The 26,938-nt window shown below is 54.5% G+C and carries 29 protein-coding genes; 15 read left to right on the forward strand and 14 right to left on the reverse strand.

Annotated elements, in window-relative coordinates; all coding sequences use genetic code 11:
- The first annotated feature begins 79 nt into the window (after positions 1-79).
- The gene (gene dacC, locus M987_RS12645; RefSeq protein WP_014069493.1) at positions 80-1,282 is read left to right on the forward strand and encodes a serine-type D-Ala-D-Ala carboxypeptidase; all 1,203 of its coding nucleotides are present in this window, start codon (positions 80-82) and stop codon (positions 1,280-1,282) included.
- Between the two features lie 68 nt (positions 1,283-1,350).
- Here dacC and deoR read toward each other — a convergent pair whose 3' ends face one another.
- The 3 genes from deoR to M987_RS12660 form a co-directional block, all read right to left on the reverse strand.
- Positions 1,351-2,109 carry a DNA-binding transcriptional repressor DeoR gene (gene deoR / locus M987_RS12650; protein WP_014069494.1) on the reverse strand — a complete coding sequence of 253 codons (759 nt, stop codon included), beginning with the start codon at positions 2,107-2,109 and terminating at the stop codon, positions 1,351-1,353.
- A gap of 67 nt (positions 2,110-2,176) precedes the next feature.
- Positions 2,177-2,785, reverse strand: coding sequence for an undecaprenyl-diphosphate phosphatase (gene ybjG / locus M987_RS12655; RefSeq protein WP_014069495.1), 609 nt, complete (start codon positions 2,783-2,785; stop codon positions 2,177-2,179).
- Between the two features lie 7 nt (positions 2,786-2,792).
- Entirely contained in the window at positions 2,793-3,521 is a 729-nt protein-coding gene (locus M987_RS12660) for a phosphatase PAP2 family protein (RefSeq protein WP_014069496.1), read from the reverse strand.
- A gap of 233 nt (positions 3,522-3,754) precedes the next feature.
- On the opposite strand from M987_RS12660, the gene M987_RS12665 reads away from it, so the two are divergent.
- Positions 3,755-4,987 carry an MFS transporter gene (locus M987_RS12665; RefSeq protein WP_014069497.1) on the forward strand — a complete coding sequence of 411 codons (1,233 nt, stop codon included), beginning with the start codon at positions 3,755-3,757 and terminating at the stop codon, positions 4,985-4,987.
- 40 nt (positions 4,988-5,027) lie between these two features.
- Here the strand turns inward: M987_RS12665 and M987_RS12670 are convergent, their stop codons facing one another.
- Positions 5,028-5,840, reverse strand: coding sequence for a Cof-type HAD-IIB family hydrolase (locus tag M987_RS12670; RefSeq protein WP_014069498.1), 813 nt, complete (start codon positions 5,838-5,840; stop codon positions 5,028-5,030).
- On the reverse strand, positions 5,830-7,044 hold the full coding sequence (locus M987_RS12675) for an MFS transporter (protein ID WP_014069499.1): 1,215 nt from the start codon (positions 7,042-7,044) through the stop codon (positions 5,830-5,832). The genes M987_RS12670 and M987_RS12675 overlap by 11 nt, the downstream gene beginning before the upstream one ends.
- An 82-nt stretch (positions 7,045-7,126) precedes the next feature.
- On the opposite strand from M987_RS12675, the gene M987_RS12680 reads away from it, so the two are divergent.
- Positions 7,127-7,678, forward strand: coding sequence for a TetR/AcrR family transcriptional regulator (locus M987_RS12680; protein ID WP_014069500.1), 552 nt, complete (start codon positions 7,127-7,129; stop codon positions 7,676-7,678).
- Here M987_RS12680 and M987_RS12685 read toward each other — a convergent pair.
- Complete coding sequence (locus M987_RS12685) at positions 7,675-8,451, reverse strand: SDR family NAD(P)-dependent oxidoreductase (protein WP_014069501.1); 777 nt, start codon at positions 8,449-8,451, stop codon at positions 7,675-7,677. The two genes, M987_RS12680 and M987_RS12685, sit on opposite strands and share 4 nt — an antisense overlap.
- Positions 8,452-8,689: 238 nt before the next feature.
- Entirely contained in the window at positions 8,690-10,375 is a 1,686-nt protein-coding gene (locus M987_RS12690) for an aspartate:alanine antiporter (RefSeq protein ID WP_014069502.1), read from the reverse strand.
- A gap of 274 nt (positions 10,376-10,649) precedes the next feature.
- On the opposite strand from M987_RS12690, the gene M987_RS12695 reads away from it, so the two are divergent.
- Positions 10,650-11,024, forward strand: a complete 375-nt coding sequence (locus M987_RS12695; protein ID WP_014069503.1) for an inner membrane protein YbjM — start codon at positions 10,650-10,652, stop codon at positions 11,022-11,024.
- Between the two features lie 30 nt (positions 11,025-11,054).
- Here M987_RS12695 and M987_RS12700 read toward each other — a convergent pair whose 3' ends face one another.
- Positions 11,055-11,324, reverse strand: a complete 270-nt coding sequence (locus tag M987_RS12700; protein ID WP_014069504.1) for a GrxA family glutaredoxin — start codon at positions 11,322-11,324, stop codon at positions 11,055-11,057.
- 187 nt (positions 11,325-11,511) lie between these two features.
- Between M987_RS12700 and nfsA the strand changes: the two genes are divergently transcribed.
- The 11 genes from nfsA to M987_RS12760 all read left to right on the forward strand — a co-directional run bounded on the left by nfsA (position 11,512) and on the right by M987_RS12760 (position 22,251).
- Complete coding sequence (gene nfsA, locus M987_RS12705; protein WP_014069505.1) at positions 11,512-12,234, forward strand: nitroreductase NfsA; 723 nt, start codon at positions 11,512-11,514, stop codon at positions 12,232-12,234.
- A 121-nt stretch (positions 12,235-12,355) separates the two neighbouring features.
- Positions 12,356-13,258 (forward strand): 30S ribosomal protein S6--L-glutamate ligase, encoded by a 903-nt coding sequence (rimK, locus tag M987_RS12710; RefSeq protein WP_041162020.1) that lies wholly within the window; start codon positions 12,356-12,358, stop codon positions 13,256-13,258.
- Between the two features lie 63 nt (positions 13,259-13,321).
- On the forward strand, positions 13,322-13,798 hold the full coding sequence (locus tag M987_RS12715; protein ID WP_014069507.1) for a YbjN domain-containing protein: 477 nt from the start codon (positions 13,322-13,324) through the stop codon (positions 13,796-13,798).
- A gap of 351 nt (positions 13,799-14,149) precedes the next feature.
- Positions 14,150-15,262, forward strand: a complete 1,113-nt coding sequence (potF, locus tag M987_RS12720) for a spermidine/putrescine ABC transporter substrate-binding protein PotF (protein WP_014069508.1) — start codon at positions 14,150-14,152, stop codon at positions 15,260-15,262.
- 106 nt (positions 15,263-15,368) lie between these two features.
- Positions 15,369-16,502 (forward strand): putrescine ABC transporter ATP-binding subunit PotG, encoded by a 1,134-nt coding sequence (gene potG, locus M987_RS12725; RefSeq protein ID WP_014069509.1) that lies wholly within the window; start codon positions 15,369-15,371, stop codon positions 16,500-16,502.
- Between the two features lie 10 nt (positions 16,503-16,512).
- Complete coding sequence (gene potH / locus M987_RS12730) at positions 16,513-17,466, forward strand: putrescine ABC transporter permease PotH (protein WP_014069510.1); 954 nt, start codon at positions 16,513-16,515, stop codon at positions 17,464-17,466.
- Complete coding sequence (gene potI / locus M987_RS12735) at positions 17,463-18,308, forward strand: putrescine ABC transporter permease PotI (protein ID WP_014069511.1); 846 nt, start codon at positions 17,463-17,465, stop codon at positions 18,306-18,308. Before potH ends, potI begins: the two co-directional genes overlap by 4 nt.
- A 65-nt stretch (positions 18,309-18,373) precedes the next feature.
- Complete coding sequence (locus M987_RS12740) at positions 18,374-18,847, forward strand: YbjO family protein (protein WP_014069512.1); 474 nt, start codon at positions 18,374-18,376, stop codon at positions 18,845-18,847.
- 40 nt (positions 18,848-18,887) lie between these two features.
- Positions 18,888-20,015: a 23S rRNA (uracil(747)-C(5))-methyltransferase RlmC gene (gene rlmC / locus M987_RS12745; protein WP_014069513.1), complete on the forward strand. Its 1,128-nt coding sequence runs from the start codon at positions 18,888-18,890 to the stop codon at positions 20,013-20,015.
- Between the two features lie 72 nt (positions 20,016-20,087).
- Positions 20,088-20,795 (forward strand): response regulator transcription factor, encoded by a 708-nt coding sequence (locus M987_RS12755; protein ID WP_014069514.1) that lies wholly within the window; start codon positions 20,088-20,090, stop codon positions 20,793-20,795.
- Positions 20,779-22,251 (forward strand): sensor histidine kinase, encoded by a 1,473-nt coding sequence (locus M987_RS12760; RefSeq protein ID WP_014069515.1) that lies wholly within the window; start codon positions 20,779-20,781, stop codon positions 22,249-22,251. The genes M987_RS12755 and M987_RS12760 overlap by 17 nt, the downstream gene beginning before the upstream one ends.
- A gap of 84 nt (positions 22,252-22,335) precedes the next feature.
- Here M987_RS12760 and artJ read toward each other — a convergent pair whose 3' ends face one another.
- From artJ to M987_RS12790, 6 genes are all read right to left on the reverse strand, one after another.
- Positions 22,336-23,067 carry an arginine ABC transporter substrate-binding protein ArtJ gene (artJ, locus tag M987_RS12765; protein ID WP_014069516.1) on the reverse strand — a complete coding sequence of 244 codons (732 nt, stop codon included), beginning with the start codon at positions 23,065-23,067 and terminating at the stop codon, positions 22,336-22,338.
- 177 nt (positions 23,068-23,244) lie between these two features.
- Positions 23,245-23,913 (reverse strand): arginine ABC transporter permease ArtM, encoded by a 669-nt coding sequence (gene artM / locus M987_RS12770; protein ID WP_014069517.1) that lies wholly within the window; start codon positions 23,911-23,913, stop codon positions 23,245-23,247.
- Entirely contained in the window at positions 23,913-24,629 is a 717-nt protein-coding gene (gene artQ, locus M987_RS12775) for an arginine ABC transporter permease ArtQ (RefSeq protein ID WP_014069518.1), read from the reverse strand. Before artQ ends, artM begins: the two co-directional genes overlap by 1 nt.
- Positions 24,630-24,635: 6 nt before the next feature.
- Positions 24,636-25,367, reverse strand: a complete 732-nt coding sequence (gene artI / locus M987_RS12780; RefSeq protein WP_014069519.1) for an arginine ABC transporter substrate-binding protein ArtI — start codon at positions 25,365-25,367, stop codon at positions 24,636-24,638.
- Positions 25,368-25,386: 19 nt separating this feature from the next.
- A complete protein-coding gene (artP, locus tag M987_RS12785) occupies positions 25,387-26,115 on the reverse strand; it encodes an arginine ABC transporter ATP-binding protein ArtP (protein WP_014069520.1) in 729 nt (242 codons plus the stop codon).
- A 226-nt stretch (positions 26,116-26,341) separates the two neighbouring features.
- Complete coding sequence (locus M987_RS12790; protein WP_014069521.1) at positions 26,342-26,860, reverse strand: lipoprotein; 519 nt, start codon at positions 26,858-26,860, stop codon at positions 26,342-26,344.
- Positions 26,861-26,938: the final 78 nt, after the last annotated feature.

A 26,938-nucleotide genomic window follows, 5' to 3' on the forward strand; every position in this document is an offset into this window, starting at 1 on the left:
TTTAGTGCGCTATTACTCATCGCTTCTTGCGACACGGTGATGTGACGTAATTTTTTGAATGGACACTCGGGTGGCATTTATGACGCAAAAAACTTCTTCTCTGCGCAGCCTGGCGGCAGGCTCTGCGCTTCTTTTTCTTTTTGCACCGACACTCTACGCAGCTGAACAGGCGGCTCCTGAAGCCCCGCCGGTTGATGCGCGTGCCTGGATCCTGATGGATTACGCCAGCGGTAAAGTGCTGGCAGAAGGCAACGCTGACGAGCAGCTTGACCCGGCCAGCCTGACCAAAATCATGACCAGCTACGTGGTCGGCCAGGCGTTAAAGGCCGGTAAGATCAAACTGGAAGATATGGTTACCATCGGGAAAGATGCCTGGGCGACCGGTAACCCCGCGCTGCGTGGCTCTTCGGTGATGTTCCTGAAGCCTGGCGATCAGGTTTCAGTCTCAGATTTAAATAAAGGGGTGATTATTCAGTCAGGTAACGATGCCTGTATCGCCCTGGCAGATTATGTAGCGGGCAGTCAGGACTCCTTCATCGGCCTGATGAACGGCTATGCCCAGAAGCTCGGACTGAGCAATACCACCTTTAAAACCGTGCACGGCCTTGATGCGCCGGGCCAGTTCAGTACTGCGCGTGACATGGCGTTGTTAGGGAAAGCGCTTATCCACGACGTGCCGGACGAATACGCCATCCATAAAGAAAAAGAGTTTACCTTCAATAAGATCCGTCAGCCGAACCGCAACCGCCTGCTGTGGAGCAGCAACGTGAACGTTGATGGAATGAAGACCGGGACAACGGCTGGCGCGGGTTACAACCTTGTCGCTTCTGCGACTCAGGGCGATATGCGCCTGATTTCAGTGGTGCTGGGTACCAAAACCGACCGTATTCGCTTTAACGAATCGGAAAAACTGCTGACCTGGGGCTTCCGTTTCTTCGAAACCGTCACGCCGATTAAGCCTGATGCCACCTTCATTAGCCAGCGCGTCTGGTTTGGTGACAAGAGCGAGGTCAATCTGGGCGCAGGTGAAGGCGGCTCGGTAACCATTCCGCGTGGCCAGCTGAAAAACCTGAAAGCCAGCTATACCCTGACCGACAGCCAGCTCACTGCACCGTTGAAAAAAGGCCAGGTGGTCGGGACGATTGATTTCCAGCTTAATGGCAAATCGATTGAACAGCGTCCGTTGATTGTGATGGAAGCGGTAGAAGAGGGCGGGTTCTTTAGCCGGATGTGGGACTTCGTGATGATGAAATTCCACGGCTGGTTTGGTAGCTGGTTCTGATTTTTTTGCCGGGTGGCGGCGTCGCCTTACCCGGCCTACACTCTTAGCCCTTTCGCTGTGGGAGAGGGCTAATACATCAACTTAATCTGCTGCGCCTTCGCGTGGGCGACCAGCTCATCATCCGGGCGACAATCGCTTGCGATCGCATCAAAGCGTGCCAGCTCGCCCATTCGTGCTGAACGAACCTTGCCAAACTTACTGTGATCAACCACAAGGACATGATACTGGGCCGCGTTTAACGCCCAGTGCTTCACCGGTAACTCTTCCAGGTTAAAACAGGTTGCCCCCTGCTGCACATTGACCCCGGCCGCGGAATAAAAGGCGATATCCGGGCACAGGTTGCTGAGCGTGTCCTGGAGATTAAGCGGCTTGAAGATAGCGTTGCTGGCGTGGAACTCACCGCCGCAGAGAATCACCCGGCACTCGGGTTTTTCCTGCAAGGCAAGGAAGGTGTTCAGCGAATAGCAAACGGCAGTAAAAGGCAGGCTGCTGTCGATGGCTTCGATTATCCACGGGGTTGTCGTCCCGCAATCAAAGAATAACGTCTGATGCGGCTGTACCAGAGAGGCGGCCTGCCTCGCGGCTTTGCGCTTTTCTTCAACCAGACGTGTTTTCTGGTCGCTTATCAGATAATGGCTGGCGCTGCGGGGCTCAAGAACAATATACCCACCCAGCAGCACGACGGGCGCGCTGTCGCTGTTCAGGTCACGACGAATGGTCATCTCAGAAACGCCAAGCAGGTTTGCGGCTTCTTTGAGATGCAGCTTATCACTGCGCTTCAGCGCCTGAAGCAGCTGAGCAATACGGTCATCGCGACGTGTTTCCATAGTTCCTCGGGGTAAAAAAGTGAGCCCCCGCATGGCGGGGGCTCAAGTGTAACCTGTTGGACTGGGGTTAGTCACGCACCCAGCCCTTGCGGATTGGGATGGCAAAGAGCGTGCGATAAAGATGCGACAGCCCGTTGTAAAGCGCCTGACCAAACAGACTCCACATGATCGCCGCACTCACGCAGCCAATCAATCCGACGAGGAAACCGCCCACCATATCCAGCGGCCAGTGCACGCCAAGATAGATGCGCGACCAGGCGATAGCCACGGCAACAACCATCAGTAGTGCACCAGACCAGACGCGGTGCCAGAACAGGAACGCCAGCGCAAAGGTAAAGATCACCGTCCCGTGATCGCTCGGGAAGGAGTCATCCGGCGCGTGGTGCAGGAAGGTATAACCCACATGATCAACAAAAGGACGATCGTGAGGAAAAATATGCCCCAGCACAAAGCTTGCCAGCACGCTCACTGCAAGCGCCATGGCAACTTTAATCACCAGCTGGCGCTGGGAGTTGACCTGGCTGCGCGGCCCCCACAGCCAAAGGATCGCAGCAAGCAGAGGAACAATGCTAATCAGATCCTTTGCAAAAAAAGTGGCGATATCGATAGACCACTCCGGGGAAGCCGGTGTGGCGTTGATCAGATAAAACAGCCCGTAATTCATATGTTCTAACATAGTGTCGTTACTCTTTAGCAAACCGGGTGGAAACAAGCCCGTAGACCACCACCTGAGAAAACCAGACCCACCACCCAGCCCACAGGTTGTGAGAGAAGAAATGCGCCCCGCGCATGACCTGGCCGTAACCCATTGCCAGGCCTAACACAACGCCCAGCACAACGAAGCTCCATGCCAGGCGAGGGCGCTCGCGCCAGAAGGCAAAAAACAGGCCCATGACCATAAAGCCACTGGAGGCATGCCCACCCGGGAAGCAGCGACCGGGGCCACTGTCTGCCGGGGCAGAGCCGAACAGGGGATAAGAGACAGCCTTACCGCCATATTCCACCAGATCCCACGGGCAACTGTGATGGCTTACGCTTTTCAGCACGCCAACAACCAGCGCACCCAGCCCCATCAACAGCGCGGCTGTCACCAGCCTCGCGTTACGCTTGTATGCACCGTAAAACAATACCACCGCGCCTAAAGCAATGGCGATGTACTTCGCCAGCCGGTGATTTAACAAATCCAGCAGCGGGTTTTGCTGCAACGGGAAGCGCTGCGCTGCGGCGTCATACCAAAAGCCTGTTATCCATCTGTCGAGCGTTTCATCGCGAGATAGCCAGGTAAACAAAACGGCAAGGACTATCAGCGCGAAAAGCTGATAACCATAAAAGCGGCCCGGCAAACGGTAAAGTCGTTTTGTCTTATTTGTCGGTAACTTAGATAATTCTGAACGGCTGGAGGTTTGTGCCATAATTAAGGTCAGTGACGTGAAATGTGGTTATCATATTAGTGTCAACTTAAGGAAACCTTAAACAACGACGATATACTCGCGCTACTCCAGGTTGCCTGTGCCTCGCTGCCTTTATGCAATCTGAATTATTCAGGATCCAGGTGCTTTATTTCTGTTTCTCCTCGATAAATGACTATCTCAGGAAGCAGCATTTCATTACACTCACCGCGATTTTTTCATCATAAAGAGACTGCATGTTAAACCGTTCTTCTTCCGGTAATCGTCTGGGACGTCAGGCGTTACTTTTTCCTCTGTGTCTGGTGCTCTACGAATTCTCAACCTACATCGGCAACGATATGATCCAGCCGGGCATGTTGGCTGTTGTCGAACAGTACAACGCAGGTATTGAGTGGGTACCGACCTCTATGACCGCCTATCTGGCTGGCGGCATGTTTTTACAGTGGCTGTTAGGCCCACTGTCAGATCGTATTGGCCGTCGTCCGGTGATGCTGACGGGCGTGGTGTGGTTTATCGTGACCTGTCTTGCCACGCTGCTGGCGCAAAACATTGAGCAATTTACGCTGCTGCGTTTCCTGCAAGGGGTGAGCCTGTGCTTTATCGGCGCGGTGGGGTATGCGGCGATTCAGGAATCCTTTGAAGAAGCGGTGTGTATCAAAATTACCGCGCTGATGGCGAACGTTGCGCTGATTGCCCCCTTGCTTGGGCCGCTGGTGGGGGCTGCATGGGTGCATGTAGCGCCGTGGGAGGGGATGTTTATTCTCTTTGCAGCGCTTGCGGCTATCTCCTTCTTTGGCCTGCATCGGGCGATGCCGGAAACCGCCACCCGGTTGGGTGAAAAGCTGTCCCTTAAAGATCTGGGGCGCGATTACAAAGAAGTGCTGAAAAACATCCGTTTTGTGGCGGGCGCGCTGGCAACGGGCTTTGTCAGCCTGCCATTGCTGGCGTGGATTGCGCAGTCACCGGTCATTATCATCAGCGGCGAGCAGCTCAGCAGCTATGAGTACGGCCTGCTCCAGGTGCCGATTTTTGGTGCTCTGATTATTGGTAACCTGGTGCTGGCGCGTCTGACTTCGCGTCGTACCGTGCGTTCGTTGATAATCATGGGTGGCTGGCCGATTGCTGCCGGGCTGATTGTGGCGGCGGTGGCTACCGTGGCGTCATCACACGCTTACCTGTGGATGACCGCGGGGCTGAGTCTGTATGCCTTTGGCATCGGTCTGGCAAACGCCGGGCTGGTGCGCCTGACGCTGTTCGCCAGCGACATGAGTAAAGGTACAGTGTCTGCCGCGATGGGCATGTTACAGATGCTGATTTTTACCGTCGGTATCGAGGTGAGCAAACACGCTTACGCGTTGGGTGGCAATGGGTTGTTCAGCCTGTTTAACCTGGCCAATGGCGTGTTGTGGGTTGGCCTGATGGTGGTGTTCCTGAAGGATAAACGTGTCGGGAATGCGTTGCAGCCGTAATCTGTTAGTTCCCTCTCCCGGCGGGAGAGGGAACGTAAACTCAATTAAACGGCGCTTCCCGGTTCAGTACCTTCTCAATCACATCCAGTACGCCTTCATCGTTATTGTGCGGCGCTTCAAACCGGGCGACCTCTTTAATGTGGGGTCTGGCATTGGCCATCGCAAAGCTAAAGCCCGACTGACTCAGCATCTCCACGTCGTTTCCGCTGTCACCAAAGGCGACCACCTCACCGTTTTCGATGCCCCAGTGCTGCTGTAAAATCCGCAGGCCGTTGGCTTTATGCACGCCGGGGATAATCAGGTCGATACTGCCGTGGCCCGTGGTGACGGGCACCATGATATCGCCCAGTTTTTCATGCAGCATCGGTTGGATGCGCGGGATTTCATCATCTGAAACGTTAAGCCCAAACTTGAAGAAAATATCGTTCAGATTGTCGAAGTTATCCACCATTTCAAGCCGGTGGTAGTACTGGGCGGCAATTGCCTTAAAGCTGTCATTGTAGGATTTCAGCGTATAGGCGCTGCTTTTGCCACAGGCGATGATCTCCACTTCCGGGACATCGCTCAACACGGCAGCCACGGTTGTAAAGTCCTCTTTCGACAGTTCGCCGTTAAACACGTCTTCACCGGCATTCACCACCCAGCCGCCGTTTTCGGCCACAAAGGCTATTTCGCGCGCGATTTCCGGGAAGAATGAAATCAGCTGGTAATACTGGTTTCCGCTGGCGACAACAAAGCGAATGCCTTGTTCTTTCATGCGCGCATATTGCGACAGGAAACGCTCGCGATTGTAAGTTTTCGCATCGCTCAGGAAGGTGCCATCCATGTCGACTGCAATCAGTTTAACGCTCATATCCCTTCTCCAGTGTCGAGTGTTCTGCTTCTGGTTTTGCCACCGCGCGCGCCACCAGCGCCGCAATCATGACCAACCCTAACACCACCAGCATGGCGCTGCGCAACCCGTAGTGCTCACCCAGGAAGCCAAGCAGTGGCGGCCCCACCAGGAAGGCGAGGTAACCCGTCGTGGCAACCACGCTGACGCGCGTTGGGGCATCCGGGCCGGTGTCGCTGGCGGCGGAAATGGTCAGCGGGAAGCCCAGCGATGCGCCAAGCCCCCACAAAATCACCGAGACACCGGCAATCCAGTCGACATCCACAAAGATGATCATCGCAATCCCCAGTCCGCCCAGCAGGGCACTGGCACGAACCACCGTCACGCGGCTATAGCGGTCGATGAACCAGCCACCGGTAAAGCGACCAACGGTCATCCCCAGCGTAAATCCGGCGTAAATCAGCGAGCCGGAGGTTGGGCTAAAGCCGTGACCATCCACCATTAACAGCGGTAGCCAGTCATTTGCGGAGCCTTCGGCAAAGGCCATAGCCAGCACCACCACGCCAATCAGCATCAGTTGCATGTCGCGGTAAAACGGCAACCCTTTCTCAGCAGATTTTTGTTCGTCGGCGGAGTTTTTGCCCGTACCATTCGGGATAGCCCTGATCCCGGTGAGAATGGGAACAATACAGACCAGCGCTGCCAGTACGATATGCAGACTGGCGGCGATCCCAAACGCCGTGAGTGCCATCCCGACGCCAGCGCCTGCCAGCGTGCCGAGGCTGTAAAAGCCATGCATCATGGGCAGCACGGTTTTGTTCATCTCGCGCTCGACGGCTGCCCCTTCAACGTTTATCGCCACTTCGGCTGCACCAAAACTGCCGCCAAACACCGTCAAACCCAGAGCGAACACTACAGGGGAGGCGAACCACAACGCCAGGCTCAGTACCAACATCCCGAATACCGCACAGCACATGGTGGTGCGAATGACTGTGCGCGTACCAAAACGCTTCACCAGCCATGCGGAGCAGAGAATACCGCTCATTGAGCCGACCGACAGGCCAAACAGCACAATGCCCATTTCCGCGGTGGATACCGACAAAATGTCGCGGATAGCGGGTGTACGGGTCGCCCAGGACGCCATAAGCAGTCCGGGAATAAAGAAGAACATAAAGAGTGCCCACATGCGTAGTCGCAGGGCTTTACGGGGTGAGGTTAGCGTCATTGAGGTAAGCACCAGAAGTACAACAATAGCGACAACACTACCAAGTTTGTGTACATTTGTACATAAACGAGATGAGGATTTTATGAGCAGACCACCGAACGATCCCAACCGTCGGGAAAAGATACTTCAGGCCACGCTGGATACCATTGCTGAACATGGGATCCATGCGGTTACACACCGTAAAATTGCCAGTTGCGCAGGCGTGCCGCTGGGATCGATGACCTACTATTTCGACGGTAAGGAATCGCTACTTGAAGAGGCGTTCACGTGGTTCACACGGCAGATGTCGCAGCAGTATCGCGATTACTTTGCGGGTGTTAGCGACCCGGAAATGGCCTGTGAGTCTATCACCACCCTGATCCACAGTTCTGAAGTCACCACGCCGCACAATATGGAGCTGATGTATCAACTGTATGCCTTTATGAACCGTAGCCCGGCGCTCAAAACGGTGATGCAGGACTGGATGAAAATGAGCCAGAACACGCTTGAGCAGTGGTTTGATCCGGTCACCGCCCGCGCGCTGGATGCGTTTATTGAAGGCATGACCCTTCACTTTGTGACGGACCGACAACCACTATCCCGGGAGGAAATCCGCATGATGGTGGGAAGGATAGCGGGTAAGGACGGAAGCTAGTAAGTGGTTGCCCCTGCCGTCATATTCACCATTGTGCCCGTCATCGCATTGGCCTCATCCGACGCCAGAAACGCGATGGTATTTGCTACCTGGGCAAGCGTCGGCAGGCGTTTTAGCATGGTGCTCTGCGCCGCACCGCCTAAAAATGCGTCCACTGAAATGCCCATGCCTTTTGCCTTAGCGGCAAACAATTCCCCCACATACGACCCCGCCTGAACCGCATCGGCAATCGCGTGGGAGCGTACGCATAGCACCCGGATATTTTTCGGCCCCAGCTCACCGGCAAGCGCCCGTGTAAAAGCCTCTATTCCCGCACACCCCACGATATGCCCGAGATGGCCCGGCATCGCCATATTCGCCGCTGGTGCGACGATAGTGATAATGCAGCCTGCGCGCTCAGCTCCCATCTTTGGTGAAACAGCTTTTGCAATGTTGAAATACGCGGTGAGGAAAGGATCGAATCCTTGCCTGAATTCAGACAGGGTTAATTCGTCGATACGTTTACCCTGATCGTGCATAAAACCGGTGGCGTTAACCACCACGTCAATGCTTGTGAGGGCCGGAAGCGGGTCTGTGCCGTGGAGGGCATCGAAGATAAACGTACTGGCCGTGCCGCCTGCGGCGCGGATGCTTTCTGCTGTGGCGTCCAGTCTGGCCTGGTTACGTGCGCCGAGGTATACATGCGCTCCATCGCGTGCCAGAGCGTGCGCCACCGCACTGCCGATAGCACCGCTACCGCCGAAGACGAGTGCGGTCTGGTGTTTGAGTTGCATGTGTCCACCTTTGTCTGTTCGGGTGAACCAAAAGTATGTGCGATGGGCGGGGAATTGACGAGGGAAGGGGAAATTCAGGCAACAAAAAACCCATCAACCTTGAACCAAAACGGCGGGGTTGATGGGCTCCACAAATTGGGGACATCAAAGAAAAGCAGTGGCACTAATTATGACTACCCCCAGAAAGAAAAGTTCTGCGCATATCTAAAATATTTTCGACTATGCGCAAATTTTCTTTTTATCCCAGTCCTGGCCAGATGATGATGATGAGCGTACCGGCGAGTGTCAGCAGGACGTTGGCGATAGCGTAGGTGCCCGCGTAACCCAGTGCCGGGATGTTGCTGCGCGCGGTGTCGCTGATAATTTCCATCGCCGGGGCGCAGGTACGCGCACCCATCATGGCGCCGAACAGCAGGGCGCGGTTCATGCGCAGCACATAGGCACCAAACAGGAAACAAATCACCACCGGCACCAGGCTGACGATAAGTCCGGAAACCAACATTTGCCAACCGACGGCACCCAGACTGTGCCCAATGCCGCTACCGGCGCTTAAGCCTACGCCAGCCATAAACACCATCAGACCAAACTCTTTCACCATGTTCAGCGCACCCTGCGGGATATAACCGAAGGTCGGGTGGTTGGCTCGCAGGAAGCCCAGCATAATCCCGGCGAACAGCAAACCGGCGGCGTTACCGATGCCAAAACTAAAGTTGCTGAACTGGAAGGTGATCATCCCGATCATCAGGCCGACAATGAAGAAGGCGCAAAATGCCAGCAGATCGGTCACCTGGCTGTGAATGGAGATAAAGCCGATACGGTCAGCAACGGTTTTCACGCGGCGCGCATCGCCGCTCACTTGCAGTACATCACCTTTGTTCAGTACCACGTTGTCGTCGATTGGCATCTCAATCTGGCTGCGGATCACGCGGTTTAAGAAACAACCGTGATCGGTCAGCTTCAGCTGTGCCAGGCGGCGGCCGACGGCGTTATGGTTTTTCACCACAATCTCTTCGGTGACGATACGCATGTCGAGCAGATCGCGGTCGAACACCTCTTTGCCGTTACGGAAACTGGGGTCGAGGCGGGCGTGGGCATCAGGGTAGCCTACCAGTGCGATATCATCGCCCATCTGCAATACGGCGTCTCCGTCCGGGTTTGCCAGAATACCGTTACGGCGGATACGTTCGATGTAACAACCTGTCTGGCGGTAAATACCCAGCTCGCGCAGGTTTTTACCGTCGGCCCAGGCAACCAGCTCTGGCCCCACGCGATAAGCGCGAATCACCGGGAGATAGACTTTACGTTTGCTGTCGGTGTCCAGACCGCGCTCGCGGGCGATTTGCTGCGCGCTGGTCTGTAAATCCTGGTGCTGGAGTTTTGGCAGGTAACGCGCGCCAACAATCAGGCTCACCAGACCAATCAGATAGGTCAGGGCATAGCCCAGGCTCAGATGATCGAGTGCGGTTGAAAGGGAATCGCCTGCCATTCCGGAGTGGCGAAGGGTATCGCCCGCACCGACCAGCACAGGCGTTGAGGTCATGGAGCCTGCCAGCATCCCGGCCGTTAAACCGATATCCCAGCCAAACAGTTTACCCAGGCCTAACGCAATCAATAGCGCACTGCCGACCATCACCAAAGCCAGCATCAGGTAATTCTTACCGTCGCGGAAGAAAATTGAAAAAAAGTTCGGGCCTGCTTCCACGCCAACACAAAAAATAAACAGCATAAAGCCTAAGTTGAGCGCGTCCGTGTTAATGCTGAAATGTTGCTGACCTAATAATAAAGAAACGACTAAAACGCCAATCGAATTACCAAGTTGAACTGAGCCCAGGCGTAATTTACCCAGGCAAAGGCCCAGTGCCAGTACCACAAATAATAACAGGATGTAATTCCCGTTTAACAAGTCTGCGACGTTTATATTCACGGAGGCTAACTTCTTGTTTACCAGTAAGTTGTTGAATGAAGAGGCTATTTGGGCTACTGTTTTGAGCGTCAGGGAAAAATCCTAAATCCCATACACCCTTAATTAATTCCGTAAAACAATCGCCGCGGGTTAGTTTAATCGTATTAGCGATCGGCGGCTACCTATTATCGCATTACCCTGTGCGGGCTTCGGCAAGGATTGCCACACTGCTTTATCTGACTGGGCGTCCACTGGACGAAAGTGTATTTGATAGAGAAGAAGTCAGGAGGATAGTTTGAACATTAAACGAAACTGGGCGGGCGTGATCAGCTGTTTTTTGTTGTTCACGGTGGTTTGCCTGTCTTTGGCCTTTAATGTGAAAGGGGCATTCAGGGCCTCAGGCCATCCGGAACTGGGTTTGCTCTTCTTCACCCTCCCTGGGGCGGCGGCCAGTTTTCTCTCTCGCCGGGGAGAGGTGGTCAGGCCGTTGCTAGGGGCGATGCTGGCAGCGCCATTGTGCCTGTTGCTGATGCGTCTGCTGTTTGTCACGACAAGAAGCTTTTGGCAGGAGCTGGCCTGGTTACTGAGCGGGGTTTTCTGGTGTGCGTTGGGCGCGCTGTGTTTCTTGTTCGTTCGTAGCCTGATGCGTCAGCGGCGTCACCACAAATAAAAACGCCCTCGCGTTGAGGGCGTCATACCATTACTGAGCGGCGAACAGGCCCAGGTTTTCTTTGGCGTAGGCTTCGAAATCGGTGCAGCCGCCAATGTGTTTCTGATCGAGGAAAATCTGCGGTACGGTTTCAACCGGTTTACCCACGGTTTTTTCCAGATCGGCTTTGCTGATCCCTTCCGCATGGATATCCACATAACGGAAGTTGAAGTCATCACGCTCTTCGGTCAGTTTTTCTGCCAGTTCTTTAGCGCGCACACAGTAAGGGCATCCTGGACGACCAAAAATTACTGCAAACATTTCTCTCTCCTCAAAAAACAAGCCTGACGGCGAATGATGCTTATATTGCACGATAACCAGCCGGAATGAAAAGAAGGTTTCACCTGTCGCTTTAATATCTTCAGGCTATGTTTGGCCAATTACATGCCCGGTATCTTTGCCTATACTGGCTGCCATACCGCGTACAGACCGACCAAAGAGAGACACCATGACGCCAACGATTGACCTGCTGCGTTCCCACCGCTCCATTCGCCATTTCACTGATGAACCCATTACTCAGGCGCAACGCGAGGCGATCCTCGACAGCGCAAGAGGCACCTCCAGCTCCAGTTTTTTGCAGTGCTCCAGTATTATTCGCATCACCGACGTGGAACTGCGTGAGCAACTGGTCACCCTGACGGGCGGGCAGAAGCACGTTGCCCAGGCGGCAGAATTCTGGGTTTTCTGCGCTGACTTTAACCGCCACCTGCAAATCTGTCCGGAGGCCGAGCTGGGCCTTGCTGAACAGCTGTTGCTGGGTGTGGTGGATACCGCACTGATGGCGCAAAACGCGCTGACGGCGGCAGAGTCTTTAGGGCTTGGCGGCGTGTACATCGGCGGCCTGCGCAACAACATTGAGGCCGTTACTGAACTGCTGCATCTGCCAAAACATGTGTTACCGCTGTTTGGCCTGTGTCTTGGCTGGCCGGCTGATAACCCGGATGTGAAGCCGCGTTTGCCTGCGGCGATGATCATGCATGAAAACCGCTACCAGCCTGTCGCTCAGGACGTGCTGGCGCAATACGATGAAGAGCTGGCGCACTACTACATGACGCGTGGCAGCAATACGCGCCGTGATACCTGGAGCGACCACATTCGCCGTACCATCATCAAAGAAAACCGCCCGTTTATACTCGATTATCTGCATAAACAGGGTTGGGCGACGCGCTAGTTCATTCATCCTGCGCCTCTCTGCTGCAATACACGTCATCCTTCAGGCTGCCTTGATTCAACTTGAAGGATTTTGTGTATATGATACGCAGGCTTTTCCCATGTCTTTAGAGAGGTGCAGGGTGAAAATTGCCATTTTGTCCCGGGATGGAACGCTCTATTCATGTAAACGCCTGCGAGAAGCAGCGTCAACGCGCGGCCATCAGGTTGAAATCCTCGATCCGCTGTCCTGTTATATGAACATCGATCCGGCGGCGTCGTCCATTCACTATAAAGGCCGTCAGCTCCCGCTTTTCGATGCAGTGATCCCGCGCATTGGATCTCAGATTACCTATTACGGCACCGCCGCGCTTCGCCAGTTCGAAATGCTCGGCAGCTATCCGCTTAACGAATCCGTCGCGATTTCCCGCGCCCGCGATAAACTGCGTTCTCTGCAACTGTTGGCCCGTCAGGGCATCGATCTGCCCGTTACCGGGATAGCCCATATGCCGGACGATACCAGCGACCTGATCGACATGGTGGGCGGCGCACCGTTGGTGATCAAACTGGTGGAAGGTACCCAGGGTATTGGCGTGGTGTTGGCCGAAACGCGGCAGGCGGCGGAAAGCGTAATTGATGCGTTTCGCGGCCTCAATGCACATATCCTGGTGCAGGAATATATTGAAGAAGCCAAAGGGTGCGACATCCGCTGTCTGGTGGTGGGTGATGAAGTGGTTGCGGCCATCGAGCGGCAGGCGAAAAACGGCGATTTCCGTTCTAACCTGCACCGTGGTGGCGTGGCGCGGGTCGCCAACATCAGCGAGCGTGAGCGTGAAATAGCCGTTAAAGCCGCGCAGACGTTAGGTCTGGACGTGGCGGGTGTCGATATTCTGCGTGCATCCCGCGGCCCGCTGGTGATGGAAGTGAATGCCTCTCCCGGGCTTGAGGGTATTGAAAAAACCACCGGCATTGATATCGCCGGGAAAATGATCGCCTGGATCGAACGCCACGCGACCCCTGGGTATTGCCTGAAAACGGGCGGTTAAATGGATTAGCGCGCACTTTTTGCGTACTCTATGCGAAGTTATTTTTTAAGAGGCTGCACAGCTATGGATTTACAGGTCGTTCCTACACTGGATACGTTACGTCAATGGCTTGATGATGCGGGTATCACGTACTTTGAGTGCGATTCTTGCCAGGCGCTGCATCTGCCGCATATGCAAAATTTCGACGGCGTGTTCGATGCCAAAATCGATCTGATCAACGACGTGATCCTTTTCTCGGCCCTTGCTGAAGTTAAACCTTCTGCACTGCTGGCGCTGGCGTCAGATCTTTCGGCGATCAATGCCAGTTCTTTGACGGTGAAGGCATTTCTCGATATTCAGGATGATAATCTGCCAAAACTGGTCGTTTGCCAGTCTTTATTTGCCGGGGCAGGGGTCTCCTTCAAGCAATTTTCCTGGTTTATGCGCCTGAGCGAAGAGCAGATTTCAATGGTCATGCTGGAAGCCAGTGCACATCATCTGCTCTATAGCAGTGAAGAGGAGTCAGAGAATAATGATGCATCTCCCAATTTTCTTCACTAGTGCTGTCTGACTTTTGCGCAGTCGCTGCCAGAGCGACTGCATAACGCCATTTTTTCTGCTGCTTTTAACCTTTCTTTAAAGAATTATTCACCTCCCCGAAGGCCATTTCGGCTTATCACGTAGACATAACCTGCATAAAAAATTGATAAAAGGCGTTTTTTCGTCTGGGCTATAGCCGGAGACACGGGCTACAGTTATTCTTGCGATGCTTAAAAAAGCGAGCGGAAGCTGCCGGGTAAAGAGGTTTCTTTTTATTTTGGGCAGAGCGACAAACTATGCATGATTATTGCATATCTTCAGATTGCACAGTTTTAGCTCGTTTGTTAACGAGCTTTCAGAAGGAATAAAGATATGATCGCCTTGAATAAAAAATGGTTATCGGGTCTGGTTGCGGGTGCTCTGATGGCCGTCTCTGCCGGCACGCTCGCTGCGGAACAAAAAACGCTGCACGTTTACAACTGGTCTGACTATATTGCGCCGGACACGGTCGCCAACTTTGAAAAAGAGACCGGCATTAAAGTGGTCTACGACGTTTTCGATTCCAACGAGGTGCTGGAAGGAAAACTAATGGCGGGCAGCACCGGTTTTGACCTGGTGGTACCTTCTGCAAGCTTCCTGGAGCGCCAACTGACCGCAGGCGTCTTCCAGCCGCTGGACAAGAGTAAATTACCGAACTGGAAAAATCTCGATCCAGAAGTCCTGAAGCTGGTGGCCAAACACGACCCGGACAACAAATACGCGATGCCGTATCTGTGGGCGACCACCGGTATCGGTTTCAACGTTGATAAAGTCAAAGCGGCGCTGGGCCCGGACGTCAAGCTGGACAGCTGGGACGTGGTGCTGAAGCCGGAAAACCTTGAGAAGCTGAAAAGCTGCGGCGTCTCTTTCCTCGATGCGCCGGAAGAAATTTTCGCCACCGTCCTGAACTATCTGGGCAAAGATCCTAACAGCAGTAAGGCTGATGATTACACCGGCCCGGCGACTGACCTGCTGCTGAAACTGCGTCCAAATATTCGCTACTTCCACTCCTCTCAGTACATTAACGACCTGGCAAACGGCGACATCTGTGTCGCGATTGGCTGGGCAGGTGATGTCTGGCAGGCTGCTAACCGCGCGAAAGAGGCGAAAAACGGTGTGAATGTGTCGTACTTCATTCCGAAAGAGGGCGCTCTGGCCTTCTTTGACGTCTTCGCGATGCCGGCCGATGCCAAAAACAAAGACGAAGCGTATCAGTTCCTCAATTACCTGATGCGTCCTGACGTGATTGCTCACATCAGCGACCACGTGTACTACGCGAACGGTAATAAGGCCTCCGTGCCGCTGGTGAGCGAAGAGATCCGCAATAACCCGGCTATCTATCCGCCAGCGGATGTGTTCGCCAAGCTCTTCACCCTGAAAGTTCAGGATCCAAAAATTGACCGCGTGCGTACCCGTGCGTGGACCAAGGTGAAAAGCGGTAAATAACATTCAGCGCGTCTGATGTAAGCCGGGCAAGCAAAGCACGCCCGGCAACCGGTGCACCGAAATGGTGCGCCTGCACCATGATTTGATTTATGCCGGAGAACACCCCGTGAATGACGCTACCCCCCGCCCGCAGGCGAAAGTCCGTAAAGCGCTGACCCCGCTTCTTGAAATCCGCAACCTCACCAAATCCTTTGACGGCCAACATGCCGTAGATGATGTCAGCCTGACTATCTATAAAGGCGAAATTTTTGCCCTGCTTGGTGCATCTGGCTGCGGTAAATCCACGCTGCTGCGAATGCTGGCGGGCTTTGAGCAACCCACTGCCGGGCAGATTGTGCTCGATGGTGTCGACCTCTCCAGCGTGCCGCCGTATCAGCGCCCGATCAACATGATGTTCCAGTCTTACGCCCTGTTCCCGCATATGACGGTAGAGCAGAACATCGCGTTCGGCCTGAAGCAGGACAAACTGCCGAAAGCCGAAATTACCGCGCGTGTGGCCGAAATGCTGAGCCTTGTTCACATGCAGGAGTTCGCGAAGCGTAAACCGCATCAGCTCTCTGGCGGGCAACGTCAGCGTGTGGCGCTGGCGCGAAGCCTGGCGAAACGGCCGAAACTGCTGCTGCTCGACGAACCGATGGGCGCGCTGGATAAAAAACTGCGCGACCGGATGCAGCTCGAAGTGGTGGATATCCTCGAGCGCGTGGGCGTGACCTGCGTAATGGTGACCCACGATCAGGAAGAGGCGATGACCATGGCCGGACGTATCGCGATCATGAATCGCGGTAAATTCGTGCAGATTGGCGAGCCGGAAGAGATTTATGAACACCCGACCACCCGCTACAGCGCAGAGTTTATCGGTTCGGTCAACGTCTTCGAAGGGCTGCTGAAAGAGCGCCAGGAAGACGGGCTGGTGATTGAATCCCCGGGGCTGGTGCACCCGATTAAGGTCGACCCGGATAACTCCGTGGTGGATAACGTACCGGTGTATATCGCGTTGCGTCCTGAGAAAATTATGCTCTGTGAAGACCCGCCAGCCGATGGCTATAACTTTGCCGTAGGTGAAGTGGTGCACATTGCTTATCTGGGTGACCTCTCTATCTACCATGTCCGTTTGAAGAGTGGACAAATGCTCAGCGCCCAGTTGCAAAACGAACATCGCTATCGCAAAGGGTTGCCGACCTGGGGCGATGAAGTGCGTCTTTGCTGGGATGCGGATAGCTGCGTCGTACTGACGGTATAAGGAGCGGACAATGAGTACACTTGAACCTCCAGCCCGCGTACAAAAACCGGGTGGTTTTGCGCACGGACTGACGCGCTTTAAGATGGCGCACGGACGCAAACTGGTGATCGCCATGCCTTATATCTGGCTGATCTTGCTGTTCCTGATGCCGTTTTTGATCGTTTTCAAAATCAGCCTGGCAGAGATGGCGCGGGCGATCCCGCCTTATACCAACCTGATGGATTGGGCTGACGGGCAGCTGACGCTGACGCTGAATCTTGGCAACTTCCTGCAACTGACCGACGATCCGCTCTACTTTGAAGCGTATTTGCAGTCATTGCAGGTGGCGGCGATCTCGACGATCTGTTGCCTGTTGTTGGGTTATCCGCTCGCATGGGCGGTGGCGCACAGTAAGCCATCGACGCGTAATATTCTGCTGTTGTTGGTGATTTTACCGTCGTGGACCTCGTTCCTGATCCGCGTGTATGCGTGGATGGGGATCCTGAAAAATAACGGTGTGCTGAATAACGTCCTGATGTGGCTTGGGGTTATCGATCAGCCGCTGACCATCCTGCATACCAACCTCGCGGTCTATATCGGGATTGTCTACGCCTACCTGCCATTTATGGTGCTGCCAATTTATACGGCGCTGACGCGTATTGATTACTCGCTGGTGGAAGCCTCCCTTGATTTGGGCGCTCGTCCGCTGAAAACCTTCTTTAACGTGATTGTGCCGCTCACCAAAGGTGGGATTATTGCCGGTTCGATGCTGGTGTTTATTCCGGCGGTAGGGGAGTTTGTTATCCCTGAACTGCTCGGCGGCCCGGACAGCATCATGATTGGTCGCGTGCTGTGGCAGGAGTTCTTCAATAACCGCGACTGGCCGGTGGCGTCTGCGGTAGCGATTGTGATGTTGCTGCTGCTGATCGTGCCGATCATGTGGTTCCACAAGTACCAGCAAAAACAGATGGGGGATCACGGATGAACAATTTACCGGTAGTACGCTCCCCGTGGCGAATTCTGATCCTGGTGATCGGGTTTACCTTCCTGTATGCGCCGATGCTGATGCTGGTTATCTACTCCTTTAACAGCTCTAAGCTGGTAACGGTGTGGGCGGGCTGGTCGACGCGCTGGTACAGCGAGTTGTTCCACGATGATGCAATGATGAGCGCGGTGGGGCTGAGTCTGACCATCGCAGCGTGTGCCGCCACCATGGCTTCGATCCTCGGTACCATTGCCGCAATGGTGATGGTGCGTTTTGGTCGTTTTCGCGGGTCTAACGGCTTTGCGTTTATGATAACCGCGCCGCTGGTTATGCCGGATGTAATAACCGGCCTGTCGCTGTTACTGCTGTTCGTTGCGCTGGCTCATGCGATCGGCTGGCCTGCGGACCGTGGGATGCTGACGATCTGGCTGGCTCACGTCACCTTCTGTACCGCCTATGTGGCTGTGGTTATCTCCTCGCGTCTGCGGGAACTGGATCGTTCTATTGAAGAGGCCGCTATGGATCTTGGCGCCACGCCGCTGAAGGTGTTTTTCATCATTACCTTGCCGATGATTATGCCTGCGGTGATCTCCGGCTGGCTGCTGGCGTTTACCCTGTCTCTGGACGATCTGGTGATTGCCAGCTTCGTGTCCGGGCCGGGGGCGACGACCCTGCCGATGTTGGTCTTCTCCAGCGTGCGTATGGGGGTTAACCCTGAGATTAACGCCCTGGCCTCTATTATCCTCGGTGTGGTCGGCGTTGTCGGTTTTATCGCCTGGTATCTGATGGCGCGTGCTGAAAAACAACGCGTGCGTGATATCCAGCGTGCAAGACGCGGCTGAAGCATTTAAAATTTCCAGTGAAGTGCCGCGCGTGTCGCGGCACTGTTTTTCAGGGAAGTAAAACATTGGGATTCTTTAAAAAATCACGTCAAACGCACGCCCGTCTTAACGTTCCTGCGCTGGTGCAGGTGGCGGCGCTCGCCATTATTATGATCCGCTGTCTGGATGTGCTGATGATTCTGAATACGCTGGGTGCGCGGGGTATTGGTGAATTCATTCACCGTAGCGTGCAGACGTGGAATCTGACGCTGGTCTTTATGAGCAGCCTGGTGCTGGTGTTTGTTGAGATTTACTGTGCGTTTTCTCTGGTTAAAGGGCGTAACTGGGCGCGCTGGGTTTACCTGCTGACGCAGGTTGTGGCCACGGGTTACCTGTGGGCGGCTTCTCTGGGGTATGGCTACCCGGAACTGTTCAGTATTGCAGGGGAATCCAAACGTGAGATTTTGCGCTCGCTGGTGATGCAAAAACTGCCGGATGCGCTGGTGCTGTTCTTGTTGTATGTGCCGGCTTCCAGCCGACGGTTTTTCCGCCTGCAATAATGTGTATAATCGCAGCCCTCGTTATTCTTAAGGTTTTCATATGCAGTGCGCACTCTATGACGCGGGTCGCTGTCGCTCCTGTCAGTGGATAGAACAGCCCGTCTCGCAACAACTCACCGCCAAAATGACCGATTTACAACAGCTGCTGGCTGAACACGCGGTGGGCGAGTGGTGCGCACCGGTCAGTGGGCCTGAGCAAGGGTTTCGCAATAAAGCCAAAATGGTGGTCAGCGGCAGCGTCGAAAAACCGCTGCTGGGGATGCTGCACCGCGACGGCACGCCGGAAGATTTGACCGATTGTCCGCTCTATCCTGCTTCGTTTGAACCCGTTTTCACCGCGCTGGAGCCTTTTATTGCCCGCGCGGGGTTAACGCCCTATAACGTGGCCCGCAAACGCGGCGAGCTGAAATACCTCTTACTCACCGAAAGCCAGCGCGATGGCGGCATGATGCTGCGTTTTGTGCTGCGCTCAGAAGCCAAGCTGGAACAGCTGCGCACGGCGCTGCCGTGGCTTCAGAAACAGTTACCGCAGCTTAAGGTGATTACGGCAAATATTCAGCCGGTGCATATGGCAATTATGGAAGGGGACAAAGAGATCTTCTTCACCGAGCAGCACGCACTGGCCGAAAGCTTTAATGATGTGCCGCTGTGGATCCGCCCGCAGAGCTTCTTCCAGACTAACCCGGTAGTGGCGAGTGCCCTGTATGCCACCGCCCGCGACTGGGTGCGGGCGCTGAACATCAAGCATATGTGGGATCTGTTCTGCGGGGTCGGCGGGTTTGGCCTGCACTGCGCCACGCCAGAAATGACGCTGACTGGGATTGAGATCTCCGCTGAGGCTATAGCCTGCGCAACGCAATCGGCGGCCGAGCTTGGGTTAACGAATCTTCATTTCCAGGCACTGGATTCCACGCAGTTTGCCACCGGTCAGGGCAACGTGCCGGAGCTGGTACTGGTGAATCCTCCGCGTCGTGGCATCGGTAAAGCGTTGTGCGACTACCTGAGCCAGATGGCACCGGATTACATTGTCTATTCCAGCTGCAACGCGCAGACCATGGCGAAAGACATTGCACATCTGCCGGGTTACCGCGTTGAACGCGTTCAGCTTTTCGATATGTTCCCGCACACTGCGCATTATGAAGTGCTGACGTTGCTCGTTAAATCTTAAACAAAATGTGAACTCTTCCACCCCGCGAAATCAGGTAAGCTTAAGTCATCAGAATTAAAGAAAGGCTTACCGATGAAGCAGATCCTGCTGGTGGAAGATGACCACGATATCGCCGCGCTCCTGCGCCTGAATCTGGAAGACGAAGGTTACGCCATTACCCACGAGCCGGACGGTGGCAAGGCGTTGCTGCGCCTGGAGCAAACGCCGTGGGATGCCGTTATCCTCGACCTGATGCTCCCGACGGTCGACGGCCTCGAGATTTGCCGCCGCATTCGTCAGATGACCCGCTACCTGCCCATTATTATTATCAGCGCCCGCAGCAGTGAAACCGATCGTATTACCGGGCTTGAAACCGGGGCGGATGACTATCTTGCTAAACCGTTTTCGGTGCAGGAACTGATTGCGCGCATTAAAGCGCTGTTCCGCCGCCAGCAGGCGATGGGGCAGGCGCAAACCGCAGGCAACATTCAGGCGCACGGCCTGACGCTCGATCCGCTCAGCCGCAGTGTGCGTCTGCACGGGCAGGAGGTCGATCTCACACCACGCGAATTCGAGCTGCTGTACTTTTTTGCCCGCCACCCGGGGGAGGTTTTCTCGCGTCTGGCGTTGCTGGAGCAGGTCTGGGGTTATCAGCACGAAGGCTACGAGCATACCGTCAACACCCATATCAACCGCCTGCGGATCAAGATTGAAAAAGATGCCGCAGAGCCGGAGATCATCCGGACCGTCTGGGGCAAAGGCTATAAATTTGCGGAGCTGAATGATGATGCGACGTTTTAGCCTGGGCCAGCGCCTGACGCTGCTGTTTATTTTGCTCTTGCTGCTTTGTGCGGCGGTGGCCTGTCTGGTGCAAATGTACAGTAGCCAGCAATATGGCAACTCCATGGTTCAGCGTCTTTCCAGCGGCCTGGCACAACAGATTGTGCAGCGTGAACCGATTCTGGATGCGCAGGGCAGGGTTGACCGCCGGGCGCTGAAACCCCTGTTTGACCGGCTAATGACCTTTAACCCAAGCGTTGAGCTGTATGTGGTTTCACCTGAGGGCGAACTACTGGCAGACGCCGCACCTGCGGGGCATATTCAGCGGCAAAAAATCGACATCGCCCCTGTGCAAACCTTCCTTAGCGGGGCCGTGATGCCGGTGTATGGCGATGATCCGCGCAGTACCGATAAACAGAAAGTCTTCAGTGCGGTGCCGCTACGTCAGGATGGGGAGTTACGCGGGTATCTGTACATTATCTTGCAGGGCGAAGAGTCAAACATTCTGGCGGATATCGCCTGGCATAAGGCGTTGTGGAGCACAGCGCTGTGGTCGTTGCTGCTGGTGGCGCTGTTTGGCCTGCTGGCGGGGTTACTGGTCTGGTTTTGGGTCACGCGCCCGGTGAAGCGCCTGACGGCGGAAGTGACCGGGCTTGAGCAAGACAGTATCAGCGCGATTAAACAGCTTGCTGCACAGCCGCTGGCGTCCGCCACGGGGGATGAAGTGGCGACACTGCGCAATACCTTTATCGAGCTGGCACGCAAAATCACTTCCCAGTGGGATCAACTGGCCGACAGCGACCGCCAGCGTCGGGAATTTATCGCCAATATTTCCCATGATTTACGCACGCCGCTGACCTCACTCCTGGGCTACCTGGAAACGTTGTCGCTGAAATCCGCCACCCTGACTCCGCAGGAGCATCAGCAGTATCTGACGACCGCGTTGCGCCAGGGACAAAAGGTGCGCCATCTCTCTCAGCAGCTGTTTGAACTGGCGCGTCTGGAACATGGCGGCATCAAACCGCAGCGCGAGCGTTTTGCCATGGGAGAGCTGATTTCCGATGTCGCGCAAAAGTTTGAGCTGACAGCGCGTACCCGGGCGCTTCAGCTGCATATTGATGTGCCTGGTCCCTTGCCACTGGTGAATGCCGACGTGTCGATGATTGAGCGGGTGGTGACCAATCTGCTGGATAACGCTATCCGCCATACGCCAACGGGCGGGGAAATTCGTCTGGCGGTATGGCAAGAAGATGAGCAGTTGCAGGTTGAAGTGGCGGATAGCGGCATGGGTGTGGATGCAGCGTTGCGTGACGATCTGTTTGTGCGGCCTTCGGCGTTAAACACGCAGGCGTCGCGGGATAACCGTGGCGGTCTGGGGTTGTTGATTGTGAAGCGGATGCTGGAGCTGCACGGCGGTGGGATCCGGCTGATGGATTCGGTGAGTGGGGCGCGTTTTCGTTTCTTTGTGCCCTTATAGAGTTGCCGGATGGCGCTGCGCTTATCCGGCCTGGAATTCCCCCCACAGGCCGGGTAAGGCGAAGCCGTCACCCGGCAAAAACGATTACTGCGGGAACCACTGATCGCTGATTTTCTGGTAGGTGCCGTCAGCTTTAATCGCTTTCAGGGCGCCGTTCAGTTTTTCCAGCAACGCTTTGTTATCCGGGCGAACCGCGATACCCAGACCGGTGCCGAAGTACTGTGGATCGGTCACTTTCTCGGTTGCTGTACCCAGCTGCGGGTTGGTTTTCAGCCACTCGTTCACCACGGCGGTGTCACCGAACACGCCATCAATACGGCCATTTTTCAGGTCGATAATCGCATTCTGGTAACTGTCATAGGCCACGGTTTTCACTTCCGGATGTTTGTCCTGAAGGTATTTCTGGTGCGTGGTGCCGTTTTCCATACCAATGCGTTTGCCTTTCAGCTCGTCAAAGGATTTATAAGCGCCTTTCTTCGCAATCACCACAGCGGAGTTCGCGTAGTACGGGTCGGTGAAGGAAACCTGCTTGCTACGCTCTGGCGTGATATCCATACCGGAGATCACCGCGTCGTATTTTTTGAATTTCAGAGACGGGATCAGGCTGTCAAATGCGTGGTTGGTAAAAGTGCAGTCGGCCTGCATCTGTTTGCACAGCGCTTTTGCCAGGTCGATATCAAAACCGACGATCTGGTTGCTGGCATCCAGAGATTCAAAAGGTGGATAAGTGGCAGATACGCCGAAATTGATTTTATCTGCGGCTGCTGCGCCAGCGGCGAAAGTTGCCAGTAATGCGGCCAGAACTATCTTTTTCATTTTAATGCTCCCGTCTGTCAATCTGTCTTATGCGCCGTGTCTGCGGCATGGACGTACAATGCCAGTGATTGAATTTATATGCAATAAAAATGATTAAATATTATTTTATAAATAAAAAAAGACGGGCAGTGTTTAGACTTGCCCGTCTTCTTAATATGTGATTATGCAAAAACTGATTTAACTGCGACGTTCAAACGCCAGCGCTTTACGCTCGATTAAACGCATCATCAGCGTCAGCAGACCATTCACCACCAGATACACCAGACCCGCGGCGCCGAACACCATCACATCGTAGGTGCGTCCATACAGAAGCTGCCCGTGGCCCATCACTTCCATCAGCGTAATGGTGTAGGCCAGAGAAGTACTCTTGAACACCAGCACCACTTCGTTGGAATACGATGAGAGAGCACGTTTAAACGCATACGGCAGCAGGATTGCCAGCGTGTCTTTCTTGCTCATCCCCAGCGCGCCGCAGGACTGCCATTGTCCTTCCGGGATCGCGCGGATCGCACCGTAAAACAGCTGCGTAGTATAGGCCGCACTGTTCAGCGAGAGGGCAATCAGGGCGCACAGCCACGGCTCGGAGAGCAGATGCCAGATAACCGGGTAGTTCTGCAATGACGGGAACTGCCCTGGCCCGTAGTAAATCAGGAAGATCTGCACCAGCAGCGGCGTACCGGTAAACAGGGTGATATAGCCGCGCACAATCCACACCAGCACAGGCGTTTTCAGCGTCAGGATGATGGTAAAAACAAGTGCCAGGATCAGCGCCACGATGATGGACGCCACGGTCAGCGTCAGGCTGGTGTGCAGCCCTTTCATCAGCTCGGGTAAATACTCAAGCATCAGCCTGGTCTCCGTTCAAAACGCGTTGCACGCAGGTCAATACGCTTAAGGATGTACTGACTCAGCAACGTGATCACCAGGTAGATAGCCGCGGCCACAATGTACCAGGTAAATGGCTCCTGGGTGCGGGTCGCGATACTTTTGGTTTGCAGCATCAGGTCGTTCACGCTGATAAGGCTTACCAGCGCCGTATCTTTCAGCAGAACCAGCCACTGATTGCCCAGCCCCGGCAGGGCATGGCGCCACATCTGCGGCATGACCAGACGGAAGAAGATGGCGGCTTTCGACAACCCCAGCGCCTGGCCGGATTCCCACTGCCCCTGAGGCACCGCTTTCAGCGCGCCGCGCAGGGTCTGCGAAGCATAGGCTGAGTAGAGCAGGGAAAGCGCGATCACGCCGCACAGGAACGGGCTGACGTCAAAATTCTCAATCTGCATCTGAATCGGGATCTGTACCACACCAAGATTGATGGTGAAGCCGTCAGACAGCATCAGCAGCAGCTGCGAGGAGCCGAAATAGATGAACAGGACCACCAGAATCTCGGGTAGCCCACGCAGCACGGTTACCAGCGCTGAGCCCGTCCAGGCGACAGGGAGCCATTTAGCTGATTCCCACACCGCGAAGAACATCGCCAGCACCAGGCCGATAATGAGTGCACAAACGGCAAGGCCGACGGTCATCCCGGCGGCGCTTGCTAAAGGAAAAATTTCATTCATCAGGAATTACTTCTGGAACCATTTTTTGTAGATGGTTTCGTAAGTGCCGTCTTTTTTCACTTTCTCCAGAGCGGCGTTGAATTTCTGCTGCAATTCGGTGTTGCCCTGACGAACCGCGATACCCAGGCCGGTGCCGAAGTAATCTTTATCCGTCACTTTGTCGCCCACAGCGGCCAGCTTGTCGTTCGCCTTCAGCCACTCGGTCACCACTGCGGTGTCACCAAATACGCCATCGATACGACCGTTTTGCAGATCCAGCTTCGCATTCTGATAGCTGTCGTAAGGAACGGTGGTGATTTCCGGATGTTTATCCATGATGAATTTCTGGTGAGTTGTGCCGTTCTGCACGCCCACTTTCTTGCCTTTCAGCTGATCAACAGAGGTGTACTTCCCTTTCTGACCAATAAACAGGGCAGAGTTGTCATAGTAAGGGGTTGAGAACAGAACCTGTTTTTCACGCTCCGGGGTGATGTCCATACCTGCCATTACGGCATCAATACGGCGGAACTTCAGGCTTGGGATCAGGCTGTCGAACGCCTGGTTGCTGAAGGTACAGGTTGCATCGATCTCTTTACACAGGGCGTTAGCCAGATCGACATCAAAGCCAACAATTTTGTTGTTCGCATCGATGGATTCAAACGGAGGATAAGACGCTTCGGTAGCGAAACGGATAGTCTGGGCTGCGGTAGCGGAAAGGCTGACGCTCGCAAGCAGTGCTGCAATCAATACTTTTTTCATTATCATTTTCCCTAACACATCAGTGAGATAAGTAATTTTTAAAGGCATCGGTTTGCGGATTTGTGAAGCAGCTTGCATCGCCTTGTTCGACGATAAATCCGTTTTCCATGTAGACCACGCGGCTGGCGGTTTTACGCGCCACTTCCACTTCATGGGTTACGATAACCTGCGTAATGTTGGTTTCCGCCAGCTCACGAATAATGCTCACGATCTGGGCTGTGATTTCCGGGTCGAGTGCCGCCGTCGGCTCATCAAACAGCAGCACGGCCGGCTCCATCATCAGGGCGCGGGCAATGGCCACACGCTGCTGCTGACCGCCGGAAAGGTGCAGCGGATAACGATCGCTGTAAGGCTTAAGACGCAGACGTTCCAGCAATTTTTCGGCACGAGCCATCGCCTGATCTTTGCTTAAACCGAGCACGCGACAAGGCGCTTCAATCAGGTTTTGCAGTACGGTCAGGTGCGGCCAAAGATTATATTGCTGAAATACCATACCCACGTTCTGACGCAGTTCACGAATGGCTTTATCAGACGGCGTTTTCGCGAAATCAAAGTGGTTACCGGCAATTGCCAGCGTACCTGAACGAGGCATTTCAAGCAGATTGAGGACACGCAGAAGGGAGCTTTTGCCTGCGCCGCTTGGGCCGAGCAAAACCAGCGTTTCGCCCTCGGGGCAGTTCAGCGTGATGTCGAACAGCGCCTGGTGTGCGCCGTAGAAGCAGTTAATGCCGTTTAGTTTAATACTCATCGGGGCAGTCTTTACTCATCCAGGCAATCTATAGCAATTGAGGCCGCAGATAGTACCGTTGACAGAATAGTTATGCAATATTTATGCGTTAAAAGTTAAATATAACCCGTAATACCTTCTAAACATAGCACAAAATAGCGAAGGGCAATGGCGGCGAGTATAAATGTCGGCATTCCGCATGAAATGCCGCACATTTTACGGGGTTAACAATTTTGTAACGGATGGTTTAGCGGTTCTCAATCGACTGGCGCAGCGTGCCTGCCGGGGCATGAACACTGCCTCCCACGTAGCGTACGTCGTCGATAGCCCAGCACTGTCCTTCGCGGATCATCAGCACTTCATCCTGCCAGGATTGGGTTCCCTGGGTCAGTTTCACGCGCAGAGGAATGTTTCGCGCATCGGTATTAGGAATGGTGGATGCGCTGGCAACTTCGGCGCTGTCAGGGAGCGTTGCGCGGCTGGAGAACGGATCGTCTTTCAGCAACGTATTATGCTGTGGATCGCGACTTGCATCATTCAGCAGTTTCGCCAGACCATCGCTCAGATACGGGCGCAGTGCGGTAATGTCGTTACTGCGGTGCTGAATACGATAATCATAGAACTGCTGCGCCACGGCATCCGGACCACCGTCTATGCAGGGGCCGCTGCGTGTTCCGATATCCTTAAAAGCCGGTGTAACCGTCGTGGTGCAGGCGCTGAGCACCAGCGCGCATGGCACTAAAAGCGTTAAAGCAGAGTAGCGCATGTTGATTTCCTTATTTATTAACTATCCTTTCAATCATAGCGTAACGAACCGATAATGCTGGCTGAGTAGCACGCTAAG

This window comes from Enterobacter soli ATCC BAA-2102, from assembly GCF_001654845.1.
Classification (GTDB): domain Bacteria; phylum Pseudomonadota; class Gammaproteobacteria; order Enterobacterales; family Enterobacteriaceae; genus Enterobacter; species Enterobacter soli.